This is a genomic window from Terribacillus saccharophilus (assembly GCF_002272075.1).
Classification (GTDB): domain Bacteria; phylum Bacillota; class Bacilli; order Bacillales; family Amphibacillaceae; genus Terribacillus; species Terribacillus saccharophilus_A.
This window is the reverse complement of record NZ_NPBJ01000029.1, coordinates 145,229-170,455: the sequence shown is the minus strand read 5'-3', so window position 1 is coordinate 170,455 and position 25,227 is coordinate 145,229. Positions and strand designations below refer to the sequence as shown.

Sequence of the window (25,227 nt, the reverse complement as noted above, 5' to 3'; positions counted from 1 at the left end):
CCGGCTCTTTCACTCGTCGTAGAGAATTGATTTAACGTCTGCATCCTCCAGATAATCCTCATACTTTTCATGATCCTCGTTTACACCGTCAAACTTTCCGTTAATGTCCGCAATCAGGAAATTCTCGATATCTTGTGCTCCGCCTGTCTCTTCATCGGAATTTACCGCCATATAATCATAATCCTTTTCTGTGTTGACAAAATCGGACGGCGTTTCGGATGAGCCATACGCTTGCAGCTCCTGCAAGGTGTCTTCTCCGTCATAAAAATTATGCTCCGTGTCCTCTTCATCATCTTTCCCTTCCAAATCTTCAAGTCGGGGATGGATGACAGCTTCCTCAGCTGGACGGTCATGCAGTGTCATTCGCTGCGGCTTGTATTCTACAAGCGTTTCTGCTGTCGGCATCGCCAACAGCCGTTCTTCCGGAATCGGTTTTCCTGACTTCTTACAAATCCCGAAAGATCCATCTTCTATTCGTTTTAAAGCTGCCTGGACGTCCTTCATCTCCTGCTCCAGATGATCATTCAGCGCGATATCCTTCTCCCGTTCAAATAACTCTGTCGCTGTATCCCCAGGATGGTTATCATAGTTGCTCAATTCGCCCAAAGCGTCCTTCGTGTAGGACATCTCGACACCAAAATGGTCTTTTAGCGCCTGTTTCAATTCCTGCAAACGATTCTCAAGCATTTCCTTACAGGCATTCACTGTCTCTTGTCTAACCATGCAATTTCCTCCTGTTCATTTCCTGCTGTCAGTAGTATGTGACAGAAATCGCATCTCTATTAAGACGGTACCTATTGTATAATCAGGAAAATGGAGGCGATTGCTTATGCAAACCCGAAAACTGTATCTGCTCGGAGGGAATACCTCACAGGAAGAAGCAAATAGCCACTTTGCCAAAGCAGCAGGCGGAGAAAACGCCCACATCGCTTTATTGATTGTATATCGGGAAGGCTATGAAGCATTCCTGCCCCGTTATACGAGTCATTGGATCGCTCAAGGAGTACATAAGAAAAATATATCCGTCATCGTACCGAATGAAAGGGGTGAATTAGCTACAGAAGATGCAACTGATATTGTTTCAAATGCTACAGGAATTTTCATCGGAGGCGGTCATTCGAAAACATATTATAGCTTATATGCCAAAGAGCCATTTAAGCAGCTATTAAGAGAAAAATATGCTGCGTGTACACCGCTGGCAGGTAATAGCGCTGGAGCATTGCTTATACCAGAAACTGTCCTGCTTTCCCCACACGATACGGACAATCAGCAAGCTTGGAGCGGGCCAGGTCTCGGTATCCTCCAAAACCAGCTGATTAGTGTCCATTTCTCCCAATGGCATGATGAACCGAACCTCATTTCCGGCTTACATCATCACAATATCCCATTCGGATATGGCATAGACGAAGATGCTTGTTTATATCTAGAGAACGAGAACCCAACAGCCGTTTTCGGAAACGAACAAGTAAAACGCATAGAAAAAGGGACCCTGTAAAAAGGGTCCCTTTTGTATTAGTTGGATGTAGAACGCAAATAGTAAGATGTCTTGATACCGGAATCCCAAACAGCAATATGCAAATCAAGCAATTCTTTTGCTTTGATGGAATTCGGAACATACATATTGAAAGAAATAGCCTGATCGATATGCTTTTGGCGCGCTGCATTTTGCTTCACGCTCCACTGCTGATCGATTTCATAAGCGGATTTATAGAAACGATCTGTTTCTTCATTCAAATCAGGTGCAGTGACCGGAATCTTGTAATCCTTCTTCTCTTCAGAATAGAACTTACTGAAGATCGGGTCTGTTGTAGCTGTGCTTCCTGCAATCAACGCAGTAGAAGAGTTCGGCGCTACCGCCATCAAGTACGCGTTACGCATACCATTTTCTTTTACTTGCTCTTGCAGACCTTTCCAGTCAAGCTCAGAATCGCCAGTTGTATAGCCTTTATTATCGAAGTAGCTTCCATTTGCCCAATCAGAACCTTCGAAAACAGGGTAAACACCTTTTTCCTTTGCAATTTCCATGCTGGATTGAATGGTTAGATAAGCAATTTTCTCATACAGTTCATCTGCATATGCAACAGCTTCATCACTTTCCCAATCAATCTGTTTCAATGCAAGCAGGTGATGCCATCCAAATGTTCCGAGTCCAATGGCACGGTATTTCTGGTTAGTAATCTGCGCTTGTAATACAGGAATCGTGTTCAAATCAATAACATTATCCAGCATACGAACCTGGATTGGAATCAGGCGCTCCAAAACGTCTTCTGTAACTGCCTTCGCCAAAGAAATAGAAGAAAGGTTACATACGACGAAATCACCTGGTTCTTTTGTAATGATGATTTTACCGTCTTGAGTAACTTGCTCTGTCATGATAGTCGGACTTTGGTTCTGCATGATCTCCGTGCAAAGGTTACTGGAGTAAATCATACCAGCATGCTTGTTGGCATTCTGACGGTTGACTTCATCACGGTAGAACATGAACGGGCCGCCTGTTTCCAGCTGGCTGCGCAGGATACGCTTCATTACGTTGATAGCTGGAATCTCTTCTTTGTGCAAGTCCGGACTCTCTACACATTCCCAGTACTTCTCACGGAAGGAACCATCGCCTCTAGTCTCATCATAGAAATCTTCCAAAGAGTAACCCATTACTCGACGGACTTCATGCGGATCGAAAAGATACCAATTGCCGCGTGATTGTACTTGCTCCATGAAGATATCAGGCAGACAGACACCTGTAAATAAATCATGTGTACGCTGACGCTCATCACCGTTATTCAGCTTCGCATCAAGGAATGGGAAAATGTCTTTATGCCAGATATCAAGATATGTGGCAATTGCTCCTTTACGCTGGCCAAGCTGGTCAACACTTACAGCTGTATTGTTAAGCTGTTTCATCCAAGGAAGCACGCCTGAAGAAGCACCTTCGAAGCCTTTGATTGCACTGCCGCGGCTGCGGATCTTACCTAGATAGACACCGATACCCCCGCCATTCTTAGATAGATTCGCGATGTCTGTATTGCTGTCGAAGATTCCTTGCAAGCTGTCATCAACCGTATCAATAAAGCAGCTGGAAAGCTGACCATAGCTCTTTCCGGAGTTGGACAATGTTGGTGTTGCGACTGTCATGTAAAGATTGCTCAATGCCCAGTAAGCTTCTGTTACAAGCTCTTTGCGCGTTTCTTTAGGCTCTTTGCTCATGACTGTCATTGCGATAATCATGAACCTCTCCTGCGGAAGCTCGTACGTTCCGCCTTTATGGTCAGTCGCCAGATAACGATCTGCCAGCGTACGCAGACCAATATATGTGAACAGTCCGTCTTTCTTATAGTCGATCAAGCTATGGAAATGATTGATCTCATCTTCACTGTATGTGTCGAGAAGGAATTTGTTATAGATACCGATCTCAGTCAATTGCTGAATCAAGCTGTAGAATGATCCGTATTTCTCTTCAAAATTGTAACCTCTGTTTTGTGAAGCTTGGAAATAAAGCTGTTCAAGATACAAGCTGGCAGCGATATATGTCCATTGTGGCTCTTCTTCATCCAGCTGTGACAAACCTTCCAATATAAGTTGGTTCAACCACTCTTTATCGGATGACCAGGCCTTCTGCTCTATCAGGCGCTCACCATATTGAATCAGATGTTTTGCATCAGCTTCTGCAAAGCGTGATTCGAGCACAGCTGTCACGTGCTCTTTCCAATTGACTGTTTGTGTCGTATCTAACATGTTGAAACTTCCTCCTCCAAAATACAGGTGTAATTGTAAGTACTTCTTTCCCCTAAACGCACAAAGTGAGCAACTACCAGGAAACTGCCTATTCTGTCCGTCCTACTAGATACAGTAGTAACATAGATCAGAATCGACAAATAAAAAGTGTCTGAGAACACTGTCTATCAGGCAAATGAAGCGATTTCTCATCTACCTGTCGATACCCGGCTTGCTCGCCTTCGAAACTATATATGGTATTAAATTATGTCTTCGCTAACAAGATGTTGTATAAATGACTTTACCATATATCCATAACTCTTTCAATCTCTACTTTTTTCACCGGCCGTATTTCACAATCTATCGCAAAAAAGAAACTGCCATCTTTCGAGGTTTTTTGCTGTCGAAAAATTGTTTGTGATTTTTGGCGATTCTATCTCCAGCACTCGACATTCCTGAAGCTTAAAGGTACGATAAAAGTGCATGCTAAGGAGGGATTATATGGGAACTATCAAAAAGATAGGATTCATCGGTACAGGCGTTATGGGAAAAAGTATGAGCCGCAATTTAATGCAGGCAGGCTTTGAACTGGCAGTCTATACACGAACGAAAGCGAAAGCAGAAGAATTGGTTGAAGCTGGAGCAGTTTGGCACGATACACCCGCGAGCCTCGCTGCTAATGTGGATGCAGTAATTACGATGGTCGGCTATCCAAGCGATGTTCAGGAAGTCTACTTTGGCGAAAACGGTATTATTCATCACGCACGCCCGGGCACCTATGTAATTGATATGACGACCTCGAAGCCAGCGCTTGCCGAGGAAATCCATTCTAAAGCGAAAGATAAAGGTATTTTCGCATTGGATGCTCCTGTTTCAGGTGGGGATATTGGTGCGCAGAACGGAAAGCTGGCCATCATGGTCGGTGGTGATGCAGATGCATTTCAAGCTGCCCTTCCAGTATTCGAAGCAATGGGTGAAAACATTATCCTTCAAGGGCCTGCTGGTTTCGGGCAGCATACGAAGCTGATTAATCAGGTAACCATTGCAAGCAATATGGTCGGTGTTTGCGAAGCGATCGCTTATGCAGAGCATGCAGGCATGGACCCATCAAAGGTGCTCCAGTCGATAACGACAGGTGCTGCCGGCAGTTTCAGCTTGAGCAACCTTGCTCCCCGGATGATCAAAGGCGATTATGATCCTGGTTTCTATGTAAAACATTTCATCAAGGACATGAAACTCGCTTTGGAAGCAGCCAATGAAATGGGCATGACTACACCAGGACTAGAACTGAGTCTTTCCTTATATGAACGGCTTGCCGAAAATGGCGATGAGGATCTCGGGACACAAGCACTGATTAAATTATTTACTAAGAAAGCATAAGAAAAGAGGCCAGGAAACTGGCCTCTTTAAATTAATATATACAATAAGACAGGTAAGGTAATAAGACTAAGCACCGTACTGATTAATGTTGCACTCGACACATAAGCAGGTTTAGCACCAAATTCGAGTGCGTATAAAGTTGTATTCGCCGCTGTAGGCATCGCAGCGACCAGAATCATGATCTGTTTGACCATGTCATCCACCGGCAGAATGAGTGTAAATAAATAAGCGATGACCGGTGAGATAAGAAGCTTCAAAACGAGCGCATAAGTAAGACGCTCGTATTCAAAGGATTTTAATGAGATATTAGCAAGCTGCATACCAAGTACGATCATTACTGTAGGGATTGCCGCATCCGCCACAAGATGAACAGCCTCGGTAATTGGTCCGCTAAGCGGGATAGAGAAGACTTGGAACAAAATACCGAGTATCGCACCATAGATGATCGGTATTTTTAAGACAGAAAGGAAGGTGGCACGAGGCGACAGCACAGCCCCTCCGCCCTTAGCTGCTATAAAGACACCAATCGTCACCATCACGAGCTGCTGCAATACAAGCAGAATAACCGCATAATCGAAGCCGGCTGCACCGAATACAAATAAAACAAGCGGAGTTCCGTAATTGCCATTGTTCATGAACGAAGCGCCAAGCATTAAGCTATATGTATCCTGTCGGTCGTATCCGCGCAGAAGACTGATCACATAACAGATCAATACCAATGCCAGACAAATACCGACAACGAAAATCGCCAAATAGATATAATCTACACTTAGCCGGTTCTCATAAAACGTTTGGAAAGCCAATACGGGTGACAGAAGATAAACCGACATTTTCGAGATGCTTCGGATGTCGAATTTCAAAAGCTTCTGTCCAACAAAACCAAGAAGAAAAATACCGAAGATTGGCAATAAGGTTAATATGTAAGCCACAAACTATCATCCTATCAAGTTATGAATTCAAGAATTCTATTTTCCCTTCACCAATACGTGCAATACGAGCAAGGGATACTACTTCAATACCTAGTTCTTCCAGACGCGACCTTCCTCTTTGAAAGCTTTTCTCGATAACAATCCCGATACCAGCAACCGTGGCACCCGCCTGATTAAGAATACTAATTAAACCAGCAGCTGCTTCGCCGTTCGCAAGGAAATCATCGATAATCAACACGTGATCTTCTGGCGATAATCTATCCTTTGAAATCGTCACATTTGAATGTACCTGTTTTGTGAACGAATAGACAGACTCGATATAAACATCACCCTTCATTGTCAGCGACTTTTGTTTTTTCGCATAAACAACGGGGACGTTGAAAGCAAGACCAGCCATAAGCGCTGGAGCAATTCCACCCGCCTCAATCGTTACGATTTTCGTTACAGGCTTGTGCTGGAATTGTCGACGGAACTCCTGGCCTATCTCATATAAAAGGGCCGTGTCCATTTCATGATTCAAAAAGCTATCTACTTTGACGATTGTATCCCCGATAATCGTTCCTCTTTCTTGAATTGCTTTTTGGAGCAGTTCCATCTTATCGCTTCCCCCTTCGTTCCTCTGCCACAGATGCTGCAACGAATGCCAAATCATCATTACCAAAGAACTGAAGCACTTCCACTACCATCTCATCTGAGATATCAGAGGCTTCTTCTTTAGGAAGGACTTCTTCCAACGCTTCTTTAAGAGCTTCATTTTTTCCTTGGTTCGGATAAGCTTGTTCATATAAGGAAACAGCATCAAGATTATGATTCGTACACCATTGGGCAAAGATCCGGATCATCATCCGTTCATCTTCTTGGTATTTTTCAATGATCTTCCTTGAAAGCTCGTCTTGACTCATCAGCGCTCATCTCTCCTTAAAAATGATAAAAGACGCATCCTGGAAAATTCCAGAATGCGCCTCTGTCGTCATTGTATGAAATTACAGACGAGTTACGTTAGCAGCTTGTGGGCCGCGGTTGCCTTCAACGATTTCGAATTCAACTTCTTGACCTTCGTCAAGAGTTTTGAAACCTTCAGATTGGATAGCAGAGAAGTGTACGAATACGTCGTCTCCGTCCTCTCTTTCGATGAAACCAAAACCTTTGTCTGCGTTAAACCATTTTACTTTTCCAGTCATTTAAATGACCTCCTTACAATAGAAGTACAAAAGTACAGGTATTGAATCGTTATACCTTTACACCACTTATTGTGAAAGAGATCGTAAAGATTATTCAACCGTACCGTTTCCTTTTGCTACTTAAGAGTACCTTTTTTTGAATAAGAATGCAAGTCAATTACAACTATTTTTCCAAAAATAGTTCATAATGAGTCGCACGCCCTATAAAAACGCTTTCTTTAACGATATTACTCGCAGAATACGCTTACACAGAGACGTATAAATACCCGTGACTATAGTCACGGTTTTCGCTCCAGAATTCGACAAACAAGCTTATTCACTTCCAGTTTAACCACTGCATTTCTTTTTCATACCCGCTTTTAAGAAGAAATATTCCTGTTGACAGTTCTTACCCCATTTTTTTATAGTGACTATAGCTTACGAACATTGTGAAAGAATAAACGTAACGGAAGGGGTGGCACTATGATTAAGACGTATCTTTATAATCATCAGACTGACACGATGCATACAAATATCTCTTTGAAAAACAGTAATCGTCATTTGGAGGACCCTGACAACCTCCTGTGGATTGATGCCTATGATGTACAGTCTCATGAATTGCATGAAATTGCGGGGATATTCGACTTCCACCCGCTAGCAATCGAAGACTGCCTGCATGACAGCCCTCGCGCTAAAGTCGATGATTATGATGCATACAAATTCTTCGTCTTCCATGCCCTGCGTTACAACGAGGAAAGTGACAATGAGATCACCACACTGGAACTAAATGTTTTCTTGGGCCCGAATTATGTAGTGACTATCCATAAGCATAAGCTTCGCTGGCTCGGACAGATGGATGCCATCTGCTCGCGTTCTTCCAGATTCATGAATCAAGGAGCAGACTTCCTTCTGTATGCACTTGCAGATGGCATTACAGATGAATACTTTCCTGTTTTGGATCGCATCGGAATCCGGATTGAGGAACTGGAAGATGAAATGTACAGTGAAGGTGTTAAAGAGGTAACGGAGGAATTCCTTGCCTTAAAACGGACGATTATTCTGATCAGAAGGGTAATTCTGCCGCAGCGGCGGATTTTCCTGAATGTGAACAACAAATGGAAATTCGATATTAAAGAAGAGAATGTACCCTTTTATACGGATCTGATTGATCACTTGGAACGTATTGTCGACTCTACCGAAACATTCCGTGATTTGGTAAACAGTGCACTGGATACGTATTATTCCATTATCAGTGCCAAATCTACGGAGAAGCTGAACGTCCTGACAATTATCTCGACAGTCATGCTTCCGCTTACGTTCGTAACAGGCTTCTTCGGGATGAATCTGCCAATACCGTATGCTGATAGTCCATGGACGACAGCTGGTGTAAGTGTCCTTCTTGTTTTGATTACTTTCGGCATGTGGCATTATTTCAAGAACAAGCTGTTTTAAAATTCCATTTGTACTGGTCTTCTTTTCGTGTTAAAATATTTGATTGCAAGAGTATAAATAACGACATAACGCCTAATTTTGTATCTTGCAAATATAAATGACAGGTGGAAAAAGATGATGAGTGATTATCGTGTATTGTTGTATTACAACTATGTAGATATTGAAGATCCGGAAGTTTTTGCCCAAGAACATCTAAAGGCATGTAAGGAACTCGGACTTAAAGGCCGTATCCTTGTAGCAAAAGAAGGTATCAATGGTACTTGCTCCGGAACAATCGAACAGACACAAGCTTATATGGACATGATGCATGCGAAACCAGGTTTTGAAGAAATGGTCTTCAAAATCGACGAAGCGGATGAACATGCTTTCAAAAAAATGCATGTGCGCGCACGTCCTGAATTGGTAACGCTGCGTCTTGAAGATGATATAGACCCTCGCGAGATGACAGGTAACTACCTATCTCCGCAGGAATTTTACGAAGCGATGCAGGACGAGAACACTGTCGTTCTGGATGCACGGAATGATTATGAATTTGATCTTGGTCACTTCCGCGGCGCAATCCGCCCTGACATTGAAACATTCCGCGATCTGCCAGACTGGGTCCGCGAAAACAAAGATATTTTAGAAGGCAAACGCGTTCTGACATACTGCACAGGCGGTATCCGTTGCGAGAAATTCTCCGGCTGGCTCGTGCGCGAAGGTTTTGAGGACGTCGGTCAATTACATGGTGGTATTGCCACTTACGGAAAAGATCCTGAAGTACAAGGCAAGCTTTGGGACGGCCGCATGTACGTGTTCGATACACGTATCTCCGTACCAATTAACCAAACAGAACACGTTATCGTTGCCAAAGATTACTTCGATGGACAGCCTTGTGAACGTTATGTTAATTGTGCAGATCCTTCCTGTAACCGCCAGATTATCTGCTCTGAAGAAAATGAGCACAAATATCTTCGCGGTTGTTCCGACAGCTGCCGCCGTTCTCCTCGTAACATGTACGTTGCAGAACAAGGCTTGACTGAAGAAGAAGTGGAAGCGCGTCTTGCAAAACTAGATAACGAAACAGTAGCAAACTAAAAAGAACCCCCCAGTGGGGTTCTTTTTTTAATGCCATTCCAAGAATTCCAATCTGTTGCCGAAAGGGTCATTCACATAAATTCGATCAGCACCCGGCAGGTCAGCATCATCAATGAAATCCACATTGCGTTCGTCCAAATGACGTCTGAGAGACAGCAGCCCTTCAACTTCAAAAGCAGGATGGGCTTTCCGTGCAGGTGAAAAAGGTTCCTCAACACCCATGTGAACGATGATATCGTTACAGGTGAACCAAACACCGCCTCTTGCTCGTAAATTAGCTGGCTTCTCAATTTCTTCAAAACCGAAAATACCCACGAAAAACTCCCTTGCTTGCTCTTCGCTGCTCTTTGGACAAGCAAGCTGCACATGATCAAATCGCTTCAGGAAAAACTCCATAGGAACAACCCCCTTTTCTACATTCTACCATTAAAGGGCTGATTGTTATCTCTTCTTCACTGTTTGTGCTACATTGGAAATGCAGACAAGAGGAGGAGAACGACATGACAGTATACGATTATTCAGCTGTTACTATAGACGGGAAAGAAGTTAGTTTAAAAGATTACGCTGGAAAAGTACTCGTCATCGTAAATACAGCAAGCAAATGCGGATTTGCACCTCAGTTGGAGCAACTGCAGGAGCTGTATAAAGATTATCAGGACAATGGACTCGTGATACTCGGTTTTCCATGCAATCAATTTATGAACCAAGAACCCGGCAGCAGTGAAGAAATTGCCGCTGTATGTCAGCGCAATTACGGCGTCAGCTTTCCAATGTTCGATAAAGTAAAAGTGAATGGACCAGACGCTCACCCACTTTACAAGCATTTGACCAGTCAGGCAGGCGGATTATTCTCCAAGAGTATCAAATGGAACTTCACAAAGTTTCTCGTAGATGCGGATGGAAATGTCGTAGAGCGATTTGCGCCTAAGACCAGTCCAATGGATATGAAACCCGCCATCGAAAATTTGCTCCAACAGCCTAGCAGATGATGTCTACATGACGCATCTGCTTTTCTTTTACATAAAAAAACCCGCATCCACTTGATGCAGGTTCATTCTTCCGGATCCGAATTGGAAGCTTGCTTTGTCCGATGTTTATGTCGATCATCTTGTAGATCTCGCTCTACTTCATCCACAGGTACATCGTCTACCAGCATATCCTGTTTATTTTCAAGCTGCTTTTCCCGATTCTCACTTTCAGCCTTAGAGAAGCCATGTTTGTCTTTGTCGCCTCTCGCACCGTTTTTCTGTACCATCAGTTTCCCTCCTTCTTCCTTTGTAAGCCCTTTCCCTTTCTTAAGTAAAGAAAAACCTCGCAACCAGTTGGTAACCAAACGGCGCAAAGGGTATACTAAAAGCATATAGCGTTTCTTCCGCCCCGCAACAGGGTACATATTTATAAAGATTGTCAAAATGAGGTGAAGCACAATGAAACCAACTGCTCTAATTACAGGAGCTTCCAGCGGAATTGGCTACCATATAGCGAAATGGTTCGCCAAAGCGGGCTATGATCTAATCATCGTAGCGCGTTCCAAGGATAAACTCCTATCCCTGCAAACAGAACTGCAAGATTCGAATGTGACTGTCATTCCTCATGATTTGTCCGTACCTAACAGTGCATATGAACTGTATCAAAAGATTCGTGATGAAGGAAAAACTGTTGAAGTGCTTGTGAATAATGCTGGCTTCGGACTTAGCGGCAAATTCGAGGATACGAGCTTTGAGACCCAGCAAAAGCTGCTGCATCTGAATATGGTTTCATTGGCAAACCTGACTCGTCTGTTCATCGATGATATCATTCACTCCCCATTCAAGAATGTACCGAATGGGATATTGAATATTTCCAGCATGGCCGCCTTCCTGCCTGGGCCATATATGGCTGCATATCACGCATCCAAAGCATTCGTGCAGCGGTATTCAGAAGCACTTTCAGAGGAATTGAAAGATAGTGGCGTAACAGTTACGGCACTTTGCCCTGGTCCTACGCAGACCGAGTTCTTTAAACGTGCCGGCAACGACAAAATCATGTCATCGTTCCGTGATGCACCCGAGGATGTTGCAAAACAAGGATTTCTAGGATTCGTAAAAGGTAAACGGGTCGTGTTCCCATCTGCGAACATCCACGCAGCCGTTCTACTCATGAAACTAATGCCAAGCAGTCTGCTGGGCAAGATAACCAAAAGTATGTATTCAAAATAAGTAAAAGACACCCTTCAGGGTGTCTTTTTTTAGTTACTGATATGGCGGCGATAACTGTAAAAATAAGCTGCTAACGGCCACCATGCTGCGGCGAAAATAGGGTAGATCGCCCAGATTACCGAAGGCGAATAGGCTATATTCACAAACAGGAAGAACACACTGAGTGCACCAAAGCCCAATACACTGAAGAATAAATTGGAGCTGCGATGTCCTATGATAGACAGCGGCCACCAGCTCATCGCGAAGATAACGAAGCCATACCAAGGTGTTTCATGACCAAAATACTGATGCAGGCCGAAATAATATATACAGATTGCCAAGCTGACAACAAGAGCTACTCCCATATTCGCCAAATGTCTTCGAAGCATAACAGCAGTCACCCATAGCCCCAAGGCACCTAATGTGTATAAATACCAAGGTGTAGAAGGTGAATCAGACATATTTTCATTCACCAGCACTGCACCCACAACAATTGCCGACAGCCACGTTACCACAGTCAATTGATTCGGGAACAGAATCTGTAAAGCAACGATAACACTGACACCTAAACTATACGTATACCAAATCTCCTCTGGTGTGGTCATCAAGTTAATATAAACGGAAAATCCACCTAGACTGAGCAGCATAAATGCAAGGAACAATCTCCATGGCTTCATCGCTGCATCACCTTTCTTTTCCTAACCTTTAGCCAGACGAAAGCCATACTTACGGGCCACCAAAGGATGGCGAATGTTGGGAAGACAAACCAAATCTCTTGTGGTGTATAATACATGTTAACAAAAACAAGCAAGGCAATAATCAATCCGCTTCCACAGATTGAAAACCCAAGATTCAATGTGCTCATATCCTCTTTCTGCTTCTTCTTTTTACCTGACGTTTCTTGCGGTGCATTCTGAAGCTGGAACTCCCTCTTGATTTCTGCTAAATTCCCGAAATCAACGATCGCCTTGTTGACTGCATCCTCTTCCGCTTTTCCCTCCAGCATGAAATCCGCAGCCTTCTCTTCCATCGAATCCTTTATCTCTTCCTTCAAAGCCACAACTTGTTCCGTTTCCGGCAAATCAGCAAACTGTTCTTCTACATACGTATCAATCTTTTGCATCAAACACCCTCCATAAATACATCGATTAATTGTTTCGCTTCTTTCCACTCTTTCGCCGCTTCATGAAAATACGCCTTCCCAAGCGTCGTAATCGTATAATATTTACGCTTGCCTCCATGCGATTTTTCTCCCTGATAAGACTCAATTAATTCTCGGCGTTCCAGTCGCTGGAAAACCGCATAAAGCGTCGCTTCCTTGATTTGAAATGCTTCGTGCGTCCAAGCTGCTATGTCTTTCGATATCTGGTAACCATACTTATCCCCGTCCATCAGCAGACGAAGGATAATGGAATCCAAATGTCCTCGAATTGTATCACTCCGAATGTGCTATCCCTTCTTTCACAATTACTCTATCTGATAAAGTAATCATAAAACACATTACTCTGCGTGTCAAAGTAATTTCTGCATCTTTTTACCAAAAATAAAAAAACAGGCTATTAACCTGCTTCAAACTTCCTTTCTATAAAGGACAAATATTCGATTACATCTAATTTACTTTCTGCAATGATTATCTTATGACCGTATGCTGAGAACCTGTCAAAGATAAATGGCTTAACCGTACGCTCAAAATAACGATTCCACTTGAACATTCTCAGAAAAATACGAATGGAAGGCCTGTAATTAGCCATCTCCATTTTTAATTTTTGGCGCAGAAATCGTTTGATAATCCGGATATTTCTTATCCCATATGACGGATCCAGCAAAATAATCAATTCTGCATTCAGAAGGCTGTCTTCTATCCAATCATCTGTATGGACACCCTCGATAATCCAGGCATCCGAATCGATGATATCTTTTATGAACTCCATCTTCTCCTTATCAGAGCGGCGGGTGTCTCCCTCCAAAGAACGCTTCCAAACTACGTTATCGAGCTCGTGATGGGAAGCACCTAATAGCTTAGATATTTCTTTGGCTAGAGTCGTTTTTCCACTGCCAACAGAACCAATAATATGTATTTTCCGGGGTAATTTATTGTTGCTCAATCAGCAATACCAGAACTTTTGCCATTGTGGATAATGCGCTTTACATCTTCTATAAATCTTTTTGGTTTATCGAGCATGATTAAATGGTCGGTATCCTCATAATAAAGGATATCTGTATTCCTATGTACATTGTAAAATGCTAATAAGTCTTCCTCTACATCAGCTTTCTGCTGCTGTTCATGTAAAGCAACCATTACCGTGATCTTTTTTGTATCTGATAGTCGCCCAAGCGCATCTAATGGATCGAAGTAATATAGTGACTCCAAGTACTTTTGCTGTATAGCTGATGAAGCCTTCTGTTTGTATACTCCCTCTTTTGGATCTAGAAACAACTGATCGGCGACTGCTGTGGCTATGTAATCATTCCATAAGTCAGGATTATCACTTCTCATAAATCGGAAGTAGGCATCCATGCTTTCAAATGCATAAGCGGGCAGAGGATTATAAATCATATCTTCTGCATGAAGCCCTTCTATCCGGTTCAAAGCAGTAAAGCCTCCATCAATTAGTATGACTCCATTCGCGTTATACTTTCTTCCATAAGCCAGCGCTACCGCAGCTCCTAATGAACTACCTGCTACATAAAGATTACTAACTGGTATAAGTGCAATTTCTCGATGAATCATATCAGCTATTACTTCCAAATCATATTCATTAGTAGCTTCACTTTCACCATGCCCTGGCAAATCTATCAGTATCAGTTGGAGATCTTCTTTTAGTGCTTCTTGCACCTCATTCCAAATTTTCTGTGTCCACCCCAGACCATGGATCAGTAATAATGTTGGTTTAGTTATATCCCCTGTTATTTCATAGTGTATTTTCATGCAAGCACCCCCAACACAAATATACATTATTTTCTAAATAAAAAGAAGCAGAGGTCACCCTCTGCTCCTTTGCTTAGATTTGTTTTAGTAAATTAGCCATTTCAATCGCAGAAACCGCTGCTTCTGCGCCTTTGTTGCCTGCTTTCGTACCTGCACGCTCAATTGCTTGTTCGATTGTATTAGTTGTCAGTACTCCAAAGATAATCGGGATACCAGCCTTACTGGCAGCACTTGCTACTCCTTTTGCCACTTCATTGCTCACATAATCAAAGTGAGGTGTAGAGCCTTTGATAACTGTGCCTAATGTAATGACAGCATCGTATTTTTTGCTTTCAGCAAGTTTGTCAGCAACAAGAGGTATTTCAAATGCGCCAGGTACCCACGCTACATCTACCTTCGCTTCATCGACACCGTGACGCTTTAACGTATCAATCGCGCCGCTCAATAGCTTGCTTGTGATGAATTCATTAAATCTTCCTACAACAATCCCAATCTTCAAATCAGATCCTACTACATTTCCTTCTAATACGTTAACCATATGATTACTCCTTTGTATATCGGACAATTAGTCCTCTTTATTAGGTGATGCTTATTTCGCTAGCAGTTCTGGCGCAATTTTCGCTTTCTATTTCTCTACCTTAACCTCATGCAGTTGTCTATACGTAATCAAATCAGCAATCGTGATGATTGGCAGTTCGTGCATTTTTGCTAGTTTCTCGAGTTCCGGCATACGTGCCATTGTGCCGTCCTCATTCATGATTTCGCATATATAGCCAGCTTCTGCGCTCTCGGCCAACCTAGCCAGGTCAACCGCGGCTTCCGTATGTCCAGGACGCTCTAGCACACCATTTTGCTGGGCAATTAGAGGGAATATATGTCCCGGACGCTGGAAGTCAGATGCAATGCTCGTGGTATCTGCTAGTTTCGCGATTGTATGTGCTCGCTCGAATGCACTTATACCAGTGGTAGAATCGATATGATCAACACTTACAGTAAAAGCTGTCCCATGTGGATCAGTATTATTAGCTACCATCGGGGGCAAATCTAATCTTTCGGCAATTTCCCGGGAAATAGGCGCACAGATCAGACCTTTTCCGACAGAAGCCATGAAATTCACTGTATCGGGGCTTGCATACGCCGCTAGAGCCAGCAAATCTCCTTCGTTCTCTCTTGCTTCATCGTCTGTGACAATGATCGGCTTACCATTTTTCAGGTATTCTATGGCATTATCTATTGTCGTCTTCATTCAATTTCCTCCTAATCCAGGAATCCGTGCTGTGCTAATGTCTCTGTCGTAATGCCTGAAGGCTGTGGGCTTTTTCGGTGATCCAGCAGCCGTTCCATGTATTTGGCAAGCTGGTCAAATTCGATATTCACTAAATCTCCAGCCTTTTTATCGCCTAAGATTGTCGCTTTCCTCGTTTCCGGAATAAGCGAAATAGTAAATGTATCTTCCCGAACTTCAAACACAGTTAACGAAACACCATCAACCGAAATGGAGCCTTTGGACATCAAGTACTGCAGTCCTTTTGTTACAGCAATGTCAATATAACGAGCATTTGACTCATCTCGTATTGATAAGATAGATCCTGTCGTATCTACATGACCACTCACAAAATGGCCGCCCAATCTTCCATTAGGCTGCAGTGCAGGCTCCAGATTCACAGCTTCGGAACTTTGCAAATTGGACAAGGAACTGTAGTGAAACGTTTCCGGCATAACATCTACCTGAAAAGTATGTGGAGTAAAGCTAGTAACTGTAAGACAGACACCGTTAACAGAAATACTATCTCCAACGTGCATATCTTTCGTCAGTTTTTCACTGGCAATTGTTAGTTGCATCGCCTTATCCTGTCTTTTCACGTCAATCATGCTGCCTACTTCCTGAATAATTCCAGTAAACACTTTTCTCCTCCTTTACTTCTAAGAGCTTCTCAAGGAAACAAGAAGTTATCTTATGCTTTGTCATGCTTTACGAATGGGAATATTACCGCCTCGGGGCTGTGTGACGGTTAATCGGGGATGTAACTTTCTAGAATCTCTTTTATCAAAATTCTTAATAAAAATTATGACTCGAATAAGGTGCAAGCTGGTTGCTGCCAATTTGCTCCTTCATAGCGCTAACTTCATATAAAAAGCCCCAGAATATTGGATTCTGGGGCTTTGGCTTTAAAAGTATAGCGAAACAAGCTATCGTTCATTGACGAAATAGCTGCTTTTGGCATGTGGATAGCACGCCGTTTCCTCTTTCCCATCCAGACTATACTGTCGGCTTTGGAATCTCACCAAATCCACCGTTATAATAACGGGTCACGGACTGAAGACAGCTAAGCTGCCTATCACCGCCGGTCGGGAATTTCACCCTGCCCCAAGAGAAAACCTATTCGATTGCTACCACCTTAACATATTTTTTATGTCGTTGTACAGCAGGAAAAAAGTCTGAAAATTGGATTGACAATATGTGGAACTAATTATAAACTTAAGCCGTAAAATAAATCTGACCGTTCAAGAATTGTTAACCGAGGAGGAAATCAAATGAAACAGGCAATGGCATTAACAACCTTTGAGCAGCTAAAAGCAATTAGTGATCCGCTGCGCGCGGAGATGATCATGAAGCTAGTTGAAACCTCTTATACTGGTCAGCAGCTTGCTGTCTTGCTGGAAACAAGCAGACCGAAGATTCACTATCACTTGAAAGAGCTCGAGAAAAACGGTTTGATCGAAGTGATACGCACCGAAGAGAAAAATGGCATTGTACAGAAATTCTATCGAGCTGCGGCCAGAGGCTTTTTCCCATCAGAAGATTTGCTGCCTTACGCGGAAGAACTCAGTGAATCGACAAGACAACTATATGTACAAATGGCAAATAAGACAAAATCAGCGATCCTAACTGCACCAGAATCATCCTTTGCAAAAGCGGCCGGTTCCACTGATCCGAAAGATTGGGATAAAGTCGGCAGCATATGGGAAATCAGCGCCACCGAGGCAGACTTCCAGGAATTTATTCAGGGTTTATTCGGTTTGATGGAGAAACTGCGGGAAAGAAGTGAGGCAGCTGAAGATGATCCTAATGGTAGGCTGTATCATTTTTCCGCCTACGGTTTCGAAATTGACACACCGTCATTTGATCACGTAGAGATGGATGAGGAGGACTGAAAATGTTCGCTATACTTAAACAGCGCAATTATGGCTTGCTTTTCTCGGGGCGAATCGTAACAAATATCGGTGATAGCATATACTTCATTGCCGCAATGTGGCTTGTTTATGACTTGAGCGGCAGTGCGTTTTATTCCGGTTTGGCCGGCTTTTTGACGCAAATTCCAAATGTATTGCAATTTCTGATTGGCCCGTTAGTTGACCGCTGGCCGATTCGCGCCACATTATTATGGACACAAGCATTACAAGCTGTGCTTATTCTTATCATCCCCATCGCAGCCTGGATGGATTTTCTATCGGTCACACTGGTGCTTGTCATAATGCCGATTCTAACTAGCATAGACGCTTTTGCCTACCCCACAGAAACCAAAGCATTGCCGCTTGTTTTAAAAAAAGAAGAACTTCCTGCTGGTAATGCACTCTTCTCCTTAGCTTACCAAGGTGTCGATTTGATTTTTAATGCAATTGCCGGTGTTATGATCGCCATCTTCGGTGCAACTCTTTTATTCATCATTGACTCACTCACCTTTTGTATAGCTTTTCTTTTGTTCAGCTTCCTTAGAATCCCACATCAAAAAGCACAGACCGAAACTTCCAGCAGTGCTCGCACAGCATTACACTCCTACTTCACAGATTTAAAAGAAGGACTGTCTATTTTATTTTCGACTATTATGGCAGCGACATTAATGGGCGCAGTCCTATGTAATGTAGCCATCGGCGCAGCAATGGCGGTGATGCCAGCATTTGCAGACCATCGGCAAGGGGCAGCTGTATATGGATTGTATTTGGCAGCCATGTCCTGCGGTGCATTGATAGGTGCATTATTAGCGACTTCTTTCAGCAAGCTCCCTATTGGGAAAGCAACGATCTTTACCGTCCTTCTGGGTTCCGCAAGCTGGGCAGTTGCTGCCTTCGTTCCATGGACTTGGCTGAGTATCTTATTGTTCGGACTTTCATGGGTGCCGATTGGATGTATCAATGTCACTTTTGCAACACTAATACAAACCTTACTTCCCGCATCATTAATCGGTCGGGTTACCAGCGCAAGTGCAAGCTTCAGCACCATAGCGATGCCGATAGGTTCTTTGGCAGGAGGCTATGCCGCCACATTAATGCCCGTCACTTGGGTGTTCTGTGCCGCTGGCATTGGCGTCAGTTTGCTATCCATCACGTGGCTATTGCATCCGAAATTACGTTCATTGGGACCAGTCGCATCCTTATCACCTGAGACACTCGGATTCAAGGATTATTCCCAGCAGGAAACAAGCTGATTATAGCTTGCCCCTTTTCAATAGTGGACGCAGAGCAATCCAGTAAAATGCATAGCCCAGCATAGCTCCCAATACATTCAGGATAACGTCATCGATATCGACAGAGCGGTAATTATAGCCTACAAAATAATTAAGCAGCCCTTGCGTCGACTCAACTGCTGTACTGAATACAAATCCGCAGAGAACCACGATAAAGAACGACCTGGTCCGGCGAATGAGCAAAGGCAGATAAAAGCCGAGCGGCACGAATAAAAGGATGTTACCGCCTAGATTTTTCAGGGCAAGTCCATATCCGAAGCCATCGATTTGTGTTGTGTGCCAAATTTGCATAATGGAAGTGAGCGGCGATGTGTTCCAGCGGTAGCTTGTTTCCAGCTGCTGATTTTCTTCGATAAGGTTTTGATCCACAGGCAATGGGAAAAATGTAAGGCAGATGACAGCAATCACATAGATAGCGAAGGATGCCATCAATAAATGTTGTTTCTTAGTAATACCAACCGTCTGATGAAACGGAATAATAGACAATAAATAGACAAACGCCAGGAATATAGCTGGCGCTACGTAAGTTAACATAGTAATTATTCTCTCCTGTATCCTAGAAGTCCCTTACGTAGAGTAAGTGGACATATACTCTTTAGTCTACATGATTTTCCAAGCCTTGTGAACGCATAGATAAAGAAAAGAAACCGCCTTTTTTTCAGACGGTCTCTTTTCATTCCCTTTTATTTCCCCATAACAGCAAGCATAAGTGCTTTTTGGGCATGCAGGCGGTTTTCAGCCTCCTGGAATACTGCCGATTGCGGACCATCAATAACAGCTGCAGCCACTTCTTCACCCCGATGTGCCGGCAGACAGTGCAGGAAGATAGCATCTGACGCAGCAGAATCCATTAGCGTTTCGTTCACTTGGAATCCCTGGAAAGCTGTCAGTCTAGCCTGTGCCTCTTCCTCCTGCCCCATACTCGTCCAGACATCTGTATAAAGTACATCTGCACCTGCGGCAACTTCTTCCGGACTCTCTGTAATAAGAAGAAAATCTGGATCATCGCTGATTTCTCTCGCTTTTTCAACGATTTCAGTCAGCGGCTGATATCCAGCAGGAGATGCAATTCGAATTTGCATCCCTGTTTTCGCTGCTGCAATCATTAAACTATTAGCAACATTGTTAGCATCACCGATATAAGCTAGCTTCACGCCATCCAATGTTCCTTTATACTCCAAGATCGTCTGCAAATCAGCCAGAGCCTGACATGGATGGAACAAATCGGTTAAGCCATTGATCACCGGGATAGTAGCATGCGCTGCCAGTTCTTCCACCATCTTATGGGAATTGGCACGAATCATGATAGCATCCAGATAACCAGATAGAACCTTCGCTGTGTCGGCAACCGGTTCGCCCCGACCAAGCTGCAAATCTTTGGAATTCAAGTAAAGCCCCATACCACCAAGCTGATAAATACCTGTTTCAAAAGAAACACGCGTCCGTGTCGATGACTTTTCAAAAATCATTCCTAAGGTTTTCCCTGCCAGCGGCTGAATCAACTCGCCTTTTTTATTCTGTTTTTTCAACTCGGCAGCCAGATCCAGCACATACAGAATTTCTTCCTTCGTCAAATCCTGCAGTGATAATAGGCTTTTGCCTGCCAGGGATTGCTGTTCTATCGTCTGTTTCATTGCACATGCTCCTTTTCCGTTTGCTCCAAGTAATCCGACATCGATAGACTGTCAGAGAATTTTTCCTGACTAACCAACCAGTAGCTTTGCATCGTCGACAAACTTGTCATACACGGTGTTTCTGTCTTCCATGCCGATTCGCGAATACCTTGGAACCCTTTTCTCGTACTGCATACAGCTGTCATCTTTTGATCTTCAATCAAAAGGATAGCTTCTTCATAGGAAACGACCTTGAATGAACCACTATCAGGAAGAAGTGCTGCAGTCTGCTCTGTCAGTACAACATGCGCTTGCAGCTGTTCAAGTAATTCCTCCAGACCGTCCAAATCGGAGGATTCTACATCTAAAAGGACTTGGGCATCATTTGTCAAAGACCGGAGTGTATTTTCCTTCCAGCCAAATGCCTTATTCAATGCCTCCGTAACCGTCTTTCCTAATCCAATTGCCTCTCCCGTCGATTGCATATCCGGTCCAAGAAGCGGGTCAATACCTGCCAATTTAGTAGTAGAAAAGACAGGCAGCTTAACCGCATAAAACGGTATTTCTTTTTGCAGGCCGAGTGGATAACCAGAATCCTGCAAAGCTTCTCCCATCTGTATTCTGGTAGCTAAGTCTACCAATGGGATTCCCGTCACTTTACTGGAAATAGGAACGGTACGGGACGCGCGCGGGTTAACCTCCAAGACATATAAAATGTTACGGTCTTCACTAAAGACAAACTGAATGTTCATGATGCCTTTCACGTTAAGAGAATCTGAGATTTGACTAGCATAGCTGACAATCATATCTTTCTCTGATTCACTCAAGCTAGGTGCAGGGAAAATTGCTGTACTGTCGCCGCTATGGATTCCAGCTGGTTCGATATGTTCATAGATACCGGGGATAAGGATGTCAGCACCATCACAAACAACATCTACCTCTACCTCCATGCCAGGGACATATTTATCAAGAAGCAGCGGAAACAGGCGTGATGTGTGAATCTGCTGCTGAAGCGCTTCTAAATAAGATTCCAGCGCATCTTCTGAATGCAAGATGACCATCCCTTGACCACCAATCACATAAGATGGGCGAATCAGAATCGGATAACCGATTCTGCGGGCTTCGTCATGCAAGGAAGCGGTATCCATCACAGTCGTGCCCGGAATATGCGGGATGTTCAGCTTATGCAGCAAATCATAGAAGGCTTCTCTATTCTCTACGCTATCTATGGAAGATGTACTCGTTCCAGCAATTGTTACACCTGCTTCCTCCAAATCTGCCGCTAAATTAATCGCTGTCTGCCCTCCGAACTGAACGAGCACCTCGTCTGCTTGTTCTTTTTCAATAATGTGCAGCACATCTTCTTTTGTGAGAGGCTCGAAATACAGATGATCAGCTGTATTGAAATCCGTACTGACAGTTTCGGGATTATTGTTAATAACAATAGATTGAATACCTTGCTCTCTCAAAGATAAAGCCGATTGTACAGAGCAGAAATCGAATTCCACACCTTGCCCTATCCGTATTGGACCAGAACCGAGCACCACTACTTTCTTATTTGCTGCAGATAAGGCTTCGACCTCATCTTCTTCCTGCCAGCTGGAATAGAAATATGGAGTTTGCGCAGAGAATTCAGCTGCACATGTATCAACCATCTTGTAGGAAGGCTTGATTTCCTGCTCCTTAATTAATCCTTCCACTGCTGCTAAAGGCTGATTGAGGACTCCGGCAAGGGCAACATTGCTGAACCCAAGAGTCTTTGCTTTTCGGAGAAGTGCCTCATCCGGCTGCCAGCCGCCTTCTTTTAACTCTTGCTCAACATCGATAATCCGCTTCATCTCATGAAGGAAGAATGTAGTAATCTCTGTCCAGTCATGCAACGTCTCGATTGAGACTCCCCGGCGCAGTGCTTCAGCAAGCAGAAACAGTCTGCGATCATCTGCAGCTTTAAGTCCTTGTTCCAGTTCAGCATCAGTCCATGCTTCAGCGGATGGCAAACGGAATTCCTCCAAGCCGATTTCCAAGGAACGGATCGCTTTATGCAGACCGGCTGGCAGGTTACGGGAAAGCGCCATAACTTCGCCTGTTGCTTTCATTTGTGTTCCAAGCAGACGATCAGCCTGCGTGAACTTATCAAATGGCCAGCGCGGTATTTTCACAGCTACATAGTCGATAGCAGGCTCGAAGCTGGCAAATGTATCTCCTGTAATCGGGTTCGGCACCTCATGCAGATGGTAGCCAAGTGCTAGCTTTGCAGCAATACGAGCAATCGGATAGCCTGTCGCCTTGGAAGCTAAAGCACTGGAACGGCTTACCCGAGGGTTCACCTCGATGATGACATACTCATCACTATGCGGATTTAGCGCGAACTGGATATTACAGCCTCCAATGACACCTAGCTCACGGATGACTTTACATGATACAGTCCGGAGCATTTGATACTGCCTGTCTGTCAGTGTTTGGGAAGGTGCGACAACGATACTGTCTCCTGTATGTATTCCGACAGGGTCGATATTTTCCATATTGCAGACGATGATGCATGTATCATTGGCATCCCGCATCACTTCGTACTCAATTTCCTTCCAGCCCTTCACACTCTGCTCGATAAGCACCTGATTTATCGGGCTTGCCTGCGTTCCGCTCTTTACATAACGCAGCAGTTCCGGCAGGTCGTTTGCGATTCCTCCTCCAGCTCCGCCTAATGTATAGGCAGGACGGATGATGATTGGAAATCCTGTACTCTCTGCAAAAGCTTTTGCTTCCTCAATTGAAGTAATCGGAAGACTTTCCGGGACAGGCTCATTGATATCCTGCATCATCTGCTTGAATAGCTCCCGATCTTCTCCGCGCTGGATTGCATCAAGCGGCGTACCTAGCAATGTAACGCTGTATTTTTCCAATACGCCTGCCTGATCCAAGCTTACCGCCAGGTTAAGGCCGGTCTGGCCGCCTAAAGTAGGCAGCAGGCCATCCGGTCTTTCTTTTTCAATGATATTGGTCAAGGATTCACAGGTGAGCGGCTCCAAATACACCTGATCGGCAAATGCCTGATCCGTCATAATTGTCGCAGGGTTATTATTGACGAGGATGACCTCTACGCCTTCTTCTTTTAAGGCAAGGCATGCTTGTGTGCCCGCATAATCAAATTCTGCTGCTTGCCCTATTACGATCGGGCCAGAACCGATAACAAGGACTTTCTTGATGTGAGCTTGCTTAGGCATATGCTGTCACTCCTCTATTACGTACCGAATTCAAAAATTGTTCGAACACATCATACGTATCGCTCGGTCCGGGATGTGCCTCTGGATGGAATTGAACGCTCATAATCGGTTTTGAGCAATGCTGCAGCCCTTCTACCGATCCATCATTCACATTACTGTAAAGGATATTCCACCGGGACTGAGAAATAGAAGCTTCGTCGACGACATAACCATGGTTTTGGGAAGTAATCGATACCTTTCCGCTAGGCAAATGCTGGACCGGATGATTGCTCCCTCTATGCCCATAAGGCAGCCGCATTGTATTACCGCCGAATGCAAGTGCCAAAAGCTGATGCCCAAGACAAATTCCTAAAGTTGGGTAATATTCTGCTATCCGTTTGATTTCGCGGGCTAAATATTCCAGGGATTTCGGATCTCCAGGACCATTCGACAGCAGCACACCATCCACTTTTGCATTTCTCAGCTCTTCAAGAGTCGTATCAAATGGAAAGACTGTAACGTCACATTTATTATCTAGCAGCATATCCCGAATCGAATGCTTATAGCCGTAATCAATGATGGCCACATGAGCTGCCGACTGACCTTCTGCCGGGTGGAACTGCGCCTTTTTCACCGATACACTTTCTACAATCTTTTCAGATACTTTCGCTTTCTCCGGAACAGCTCCTGGTGTTTTGGTCATCTTTCCATAAACGTCCCCATGCTTACGGATGATTTTCGTCAGTTTCCGTGTATCCACCTGCGCCAGAATCGGAAAGTTATGCTCATTGGCAATATCCTGCAATGTCTGGGTTGCTTGGTAATGAGCCGGTGTTTCACATGGAGTTGAAATAACAAGCCCATGAATAGAAGGTGTATGACTTTCCTTATCATGCGTATTGAAACCATAGTTTCCGATCATTGGGTACGTCATCGTAACTATCTGGCCGGCATAGGAAGGATCAGTCATAACTTCCTGATAGCCTGTCATTGCTGTATTGAAAACCATTTCCCCATCTGATTCCGTTTTTCCCCCCAGCCAGACACCTTCCAAAATATCTCCTGTACTGAGCATCAAATAACCCTTTGTCTCTTCCATTCATGCTGCTCCTTTCCGAAACGAACTTTATCTTTAT

27 protein-coding genes, 1 pseudogene and 1 riboswitch are annotated in these 25,227 nt (G+C 43.9%); of the genes and pseudogenes, 8 read left to right on the top strand and 20 right to left on the bottom strand.

The features are described from left to right. Positions 1–9: 9 nt before the first annotated feature. On the bottom strand, positions 10–723 hold the full coding sequence (locus CHH48_RS15725; protein ID WP_095220103.1) for a TraR/DksA C4-type zinc finger protein: 714 nt from the start codon (positions 721–723) through the stop codon (positions 10–12). A gap of 106 nt (positions 724–829) precedes the next feature. Here CHH48_RS15725 and CHH48_RS15720 point away from each other — a divergent pair, with 106 nt between their 5' ends. Then, positions 830–1,495 (top strand): Type 1 glutamine amidotransferase-like domain-containing protein, encoded by a 666-nt coding sequence (locus CHH48_RS15720; RefSeq protein WP_095220102.1) that lies wholly within the window; start codon positions 830–832, stop codon positions 1,493–1,495. Positions 1,496–1,512: 17 nt separating this feature from the next. Here CHH48_RS15720 and CHH48_RS15715 read toward each other — a convergent pair whose 3' ends face one another. After that, positions 1,513–3,729 carry a ribonucleoside-diphosphate reductase subunit alpha gene (locus CHH48_RS15715; protein WP_095220101.1) on the bottom strand — a complete coding sequence of 739 codons (2,217 nt, stop codon included), beginning with the start codon at positions 3,727–3,729 and terminating at the stop codon, positions 1,513–1,515. A 480-nt stretch (positions 3,730–4,209) separates the two neighbouring features. Between CHH48_RS15715 and CHH48_RS15710 the strand changes: the two genes are divergently transcribed. Further along, the gene (locus CHH48_RS15710; protein WP_095220100.1) at positions 4,210–5,088 is read left to right on the top strand and encodes an NAD(P)-dependent oxidoreductase; all 879 of its coding nucleotides are present in this window, start codon (positions 4,210–4,212) and stop codon (positions 5,086–5,088) included. A gap of 26 nt (positions 5,089–5,114) precedes the next feature. On the opposite strand, the gene CHH48_RS15705 is transcribed toward CHH48_RS15710, so the two are convergent. The 4 genes from CHH48_RS15705 to CHH48_RS15690 all read right to left on the bottom strand — a co-directional run bounded on the left by CHH48_RS15705 (position 5,115) and on the right by CHH48_RS15690 (position 7,198). Next, positions 5,115–6,017 carry an AEC family transporter gene (locus CHH48_RS15705; protein WP_095220099.1) on the bottom strand — a complete coding sequence of 301 codons (903 nt, stop codon included), beginning with the start codon at positions 6,015–6,017 and terminating at the stop codon, positions 5,115–5,117. Between the two features lie 19 nt (positions 6,018–6,036). Further along, positions 6,037–6,612, bottom strand: coding sequence for a xanthine phosphoribosyltransferase (locus tag CHH48_RS15700; RefSeq protein WP_095220098.1), 576 nt, complete (start codon positions 6,610–6,612; stop codon positions 6,037–6,039). A gap of 1 nt (position 6,613) precedes the next feature. Further along, positions 6,614–6,919 (bottom strand): hypothetical protein, encoded by a 306-nt coding sequence (locus CHH48_RS15695; protein WP_095220097.1) that lies wholly within the window; start codon positions 6,917–6,919, stop codon positions 6,614–6,616. 81 nt (positions 6,920–7,000) lie between these two features. Beyond that, a complete protein-coding gene (locus CHH48_RS15690; RefSeq protein WP_038558067.1) occupies positions 7,001–7,198 on the bottom strand; it encodes a cold shock domain-containing protein in 198 nt (65 codons plus the stop codon). Positions 7,199–7,660: 462 nt separating this feature from the next. Here CHH48_RS15690 and corA point away from each other — a divergent pair, with 462 nt between their 5' ends. Next, positions 7,661–8,629 carry a magnesium/cobalt transporter CorA gene (gene corA / locus CHH48_RS15685; RefSeq protein WP_095220096.1) on the top strand — a complete coding sequence of 323 codons (969 nt, stop codon included), beginning with the start codon at positions 7,661–7,663 and terminating at the stop codon, positions 8,627–8,629. A gap of 114 nt (positions 8,630–8,743) precedes the next feature. Continuing rightward, a complete protein-coding gene (trhO, locus tag CHH48_RS15680) occupies positions 8,744–9,706 on the top strand; it encodes an oxygen-dependent tRNA uridine(34) hydroxylase TrhO (RefSeq protein WP_095220095.1) in 963 nt (320 codons plus the stop codon). A gap of 27 nt (positions 9,707–9,733) precedes the next feature. Here trhO and CHH48_RS15675 read toward each other — a convergent pair whose 3' ends face one another. Further along, complete coding sequence (locus CHH48_RS15675) at positions 9,734–10,102, bottom strand: VOC family protein (RefSeq protein ID WP_095220094.1); 369 nt, start codon at positions 10,100–10,102, stop codon at positions 9,734–9,736. Positions 10,103–10,206: 104 nt separating this feature from the next. Here CHH48_RS15675 and CHH48_RS15670 point away from each other — a divergent pair, with 104 nt between their 5' ends. After that, the gene (locus CHH48_RS15670) at positions 10,207–10,695 is read left to right on the top strand and encodes a glutathione peroxidase (RefSeq protein WP_095220093.1); all 489 of its coding nucleotides are present in this window, start codon (positions 10,207–10,209) and stop codon (positions 10,693–10,695) included. Between the two features lie 62 nt (positions 10,696–10,757). Here CHH48_RS15670 and CHH48_RS15665 read toward each other — a convergent pair whose 3' ends face one another. After that, a complete protein-coding gene (locus CHH48_RS15665) occupies positions 10,758–10,961 on the bottom strand; it encodes a hypothetical protein (protein ID WP_095220092.1) in 204 nt (67 codons plus the stop codon). 172 nt (positions 10,962–11,133) lie between these two features. Between CHH48_RS15665 and CHH48_RS15660 the strand changes: the two genes are divergently transcribed. Beyond that, positions 11,134–11,904, top strand: coding sequence for an SDR family NAD(P)-dependent oxidoreductase (locus tag CHH48_RS15660; RefSeq protein WP_095220091.1), 771 nt, complete (start codon positions 11,134–11,136; stop codon positions 11,902–11,904). A 29-nt stretch (positions 11,905–11,933) separates the two neighbouring features. Here CHH48_RS15660 and CHH48_RS15655 read toward each other — a convergent pair whose 3' ends face one another. The 8 genes and pseudogenes from CHH48_RS15655 to ribE all read right to left on the bottom strand — a co-directional run bounded on the left by CHH48_RS15655 (position 11,934) and on the right by ribE (position 16,717). Continuing rightward, positions 11,934–12,560: a hypothetical protein gene (locus CHH48_RS15655; RefSeq protein WP_095220090.1), complete on the bottom strand. Its 627-nt coding sequence runs from the start codon at positions 12,558–12,560 to the stop codon at positions 11,934–11,936. Continuing rightward, on the bottom strand, positions 12,557–13,006 hold the full coding sequence (locus CHH48_RS15650; protein ID WP_095220089.1) for a permease prefix domain 1-containing protein: 450 nt from the start codon (positions 13,004–13,006) through the stop codon (positions 12,557–12,559). Before CHH48_RS15650 ends, CHH48_RS15655 begins: the two co-directional genes overlap by 4 nt. Continuing rightward, positions 13,006–13,302, bottom strand: a complete 297-nt coding sequence (locus CHH48_RS15645; RefSeq protein ID WP_255212179.1) for a PadR family transcriptional regulator — start codon at positions 13,300–13,302, stop codon at positions 13,006–13,008. The genes CHH48_RS15650 and CHH48_RS15645 overlap by 1 nt, the downstream gene beginning before the upstream one ends. 140 nt (positions 13,303–13,442) lie before the next feature. Continuing rightward, positions 13,443–13,988, bottom strand: coding sequence for a DNA topology modulation protein FlaR (locus tag CHH48_RS15640; protein WP_095220088.1), 546 nt, complete (start codon positions 13,986–13,988; stop codon positions 13,443–13,445). Beyond that, positions 13,985–14,812 (bottom strand): alpha/beta fold hydrolase, encoded by an 828-nt coding sequence (locus tag CHH48_RS15635; protein ID WP_176466472.1) that lies wholly within the window; start codon positions 14,810–14,812, stop codon positions 13,985–13,987. Before CHH48_RS15635 ends, CHH48_RS15640 begins: the two co-directional genes overlap by 4 nt. A gap of 73 nt (positions 14,813–14,885) precedes the next feature. Next, a complete protein-coding gene (ribH, locus tag CHH48_RS15630; RefSeq protein WP_095220086.1) occupies positions 14,886–15,350 on the bottom strand; it encodes a 6,7-dimethyl-8-ribityllumazine synthase in 465 nt (154 codons plus the stop codon). A gap of 90 nt (positions 15,351–15,440) precedes the next feature. Beyond that, positions 15,441–16,058: pseudogene (ribB, locus tag CHH48_RS15625) on the bottom strand (3,4-dihydroxy-2-butanone-4-phosphate synthase); the annotation flags it as partial. Positions 16,059–16,069: 11 nt separating this feature from the next. Further along, positions 16,070–16,717 (bottom strand): riboflavin synthase, encoded by a 648-nt coding sequence (gene ribE, locus CHH48_RS15620; protein WP_095220084.1) that lies wholly within the window; start codon positions 16,715–16,717, stop codon positions 16,070–16,072. A gap of 334 nt (positions 16,718–17,051) precedes the next feature. Further along, a riboswitch (FMN riboswitch) is annotated at positions 17,052–17,192 on the bottom strand. Between the two features lie 155 nt (positions 17,193–17,347). On the opposite strand from ribE, the gene CHH48_RS15615 reads away from it, so the two are divergent. Together CHH48_RS15615 and CHH48_RS15610 are read left to right on the top strand one after the other, a co-directional pair. Then, entirely contained in the window at positions 17,348–17,968 is a 621-nt protein-coding gene (locus tag CHH48_RS15615) for an ArsR/SmtB family transcription factor (protein ID WP_095220083.1), read from the top strand. A gap of 2 nt (positions 17,969–17,970) precedes the next feature. Next, on the top strand, positions 17,971–19,239 hold the full coding sequence (locus tag CHH48_RS15610) for an MFS transporter (protein ID WP_095220082.1): 1,269 nt from the start codon (positions 17,971–17,973) through the stop codon (positions 19,237–19,239). Here CHH48_RS15610 and CHH48_RS15605 read toward each other — a convergent pair whose 3' ends face one another. The 4 genes from CHH48_RS15605 to CHH48_RS15590 all read right to left on the bottom strand — a co-directional run bounded on the left by CHH48_RS15605 (position 19,240) and on the right by CHH48_RS15590 (position 25,190). Beyond that, complete coding sequence (locus CHH48_RS15605) at positions 19,240–19,812, bottom strand: VanZ family protein (RefSeq protein WP_095220081.1); 573 nt, start codon at positions 19,810–19,812, stop codon at positions 19,240–19,242. It abuts the gene before it with no gap. 149 nt (positions 19,813–19,961) lie between these two features. Next, on the bottom strand, positions 19,962–20,912 hold the full coding sequence (argF, locus tag CHH48_RS15600; RefSeq protein WP_095220080.1) for an ornithine carbamoyltransferase: 951 nt from the start codon (positions 20,910–20,912) through the stop codon (positions 19,962–19,964). Next, positions 20,909–24,112 (bottom strand): carbamoyl-phosphate synthase (glutamine-hydrolyzing) large subunit, encoded by a 3,204-nt coding sequence (gene carB / locus CHH48_RS15595; protein WP_095220079.1) that lies wholly within the window; start codon positions 24,110–24,112, stop codon positions 20,909–20,911. The genes argF and carB overlap by 4 nt, the downstream gene beginning before the upstream one ends. Then, positions 24,105–25,190: a carbamoyl phosphate synthase small subunit gene (locus tag CHH48_RS15590; protein ID WP_095220078.1), complete on the bottom strand. Its 1,086-nt coding sequence runs from the start codon at positions 25,188–25,190 to the stop codon at positions 24,105–24,107. The genes carB and CHH48_RS15590 overlap by 8 nt, the downstream gene beginning before the upstream one ends. Positions 25,191–25,227 lie beyond the last annotated feature (37 nt).

Bases quoted from the DNA above. Each gene is read 5' to 3' on its own strand.
- CHH48_RS15725 (WP_095220103.1), bottom strand. From the start codon at position 723: ATGGTTAGACAAGAGACAGTGAATGCCTGTAAGGAAATGCTTGAGAAT.
- CHH48_RS15720 (WP_095220102.1), top strand. From the start codon at position 830: ATGCAAACCCGAAAACTGTATCTGCTCGGAGGGAATACCTCACAGGAA.
- CHH48_RS15715 (WP_095220101.1), bottom strand. From the start codon at position 3,729: ATGTTAGATACGACACAAACAGTCAATTGGAAAGAGCACGTGACAGCT.
- CHH48_RS15710 (WP_095220100.1), top strand. From the start codon at position 4,210: ATGGGAACTATCAAAAAGATAGGATTCATCGGTACAGGCGTTATGGGA.
- CHH48_RS15700 (WP_095220098.1), bottom strand. From the start codon at position 6,612: ATGGAACTGCTCCAAAAAGCAATTCAAGAAAGAGGAACGATTATCGGG.
- CHH48_RS15695 (WP_095220097.1), bottom strand. From the start codon at position 6,919: ATGAGTCAAGACGAGCTTTCAAGGAAGATCATTGAAAAATACCAAGAA.
- CHH48_RS15690 (WP_038558067.1), bottom strand. From the start codon at position 7,198: ATGACTGGAAAAGTAAAATGGTTTAACGCAGACAAAGGTTTTGGTTTC.
- corA (WP_095220096.1), top strand. From the start codon at position 7,661: ATGATTAAGACGTATCTTTATAATCATCAGACTGACACGATGCATACA.
- trhO (WP_095220095.1), top strand. From the start codon at position 8,744: ATGATGAGTGATTATCGTGTATTGTTGTATTACAACTATGTAGATATT.
- CHH48_RS15675 (WP_095220094.1), bottom strand. From the start codon at position 10,102: ATGGAGTTTTTCCTGAAGCGATTTGATCATGTGCAGCTTGCTTGTCCA.
- CHH48_RS15670 (WP_095220093.1), top strand. From the start codon at position 10,207: ATGACAGTATACGATTATTCAGCTGTTACTATAGACGGGAAAGAAGTT.
- CHH48_RS15665 (WP_095220092.1), bottom strand. From the start codon at position 10,961: ATGGTACAGAAAAACGGTGCGAGAGGCGACAAAGACAAACATGGCTTC.
- CHH48_RS15660 (WP_095220091.1), top strand. From the start codon at position 11,134: ATGAAACCAACTGCTCTAATTACAGGAGCTTCCAGCGGAATTGGCTAC.
- CHH48_RS15655 (WP_095220090.1), bottom strand. From the start codon at position 12,560: ATGAAGCCATGGAGATTGTTCCTTGCATTTATGCTGCTCAGTCTAGGT.
- CHH48_RS15650 (WP_095220089.1), bottom strand. From the start codon at position 13,006: ATGCAAAAGATTGATACGTATGTAGAAGAACAGTTTGCTGATTTGCCG.
- CHH48_RS15635 (WP_176466472.1), bottom strand. From the start codon at position 14,812: ATGAAAATACACTATGAAATAACAGGGGATATAACTAAACCAACATTA.
- ribH (WP_095220086.1), bottom strand. From the start codon at position 15,350: ATGGTTAACGTATTAGAAGGAAATGTAGTAGGATCTGATTTGAAGATT.
- CHH48_RS15615 (WP_095220083.1), top strand. From the start codon at position 17,348: ATGAAACAGGCAATGGCATTAACAACCTTTGAGCAGCTAAAAGCAATT.
- CHH48_RS15610 (WP_095220082.1), top strand. From the start codon at position 17,971: ATGTTCGCTATACTTAAACAGCGCAATTATGGCTTGCTTTTCTCGGGG.
- CHH48_RS15605 (WP_095220081.1), bottom strand. From the start codon at position 19,812: ATGTTAACTTACGTAGCGCCAGCTATATTCCTGGCGTTTGTCTATTTA.
- argF (WP_095220080.1), bottom strand. From the start codon at position 20,912: ATGAAACAGACGATAGAACAGCAATCCCTGGCAGGCAAAAGCCTATTA.
- carB (WP_095220079.1), bottom strand. From the start codon at position 24,112: ATGCCTAAGCAAGCTCACATCAAGAAAGTCCTTGTTATCGGTTCTGGC.
- CHH48_RS15590 (WP_095220078.1), bottom strand. From the start codon at position 25,190: ATGGAAGAGACAAAGGGTTATTTGATGCTCAGTACAGGAGATATTTTG.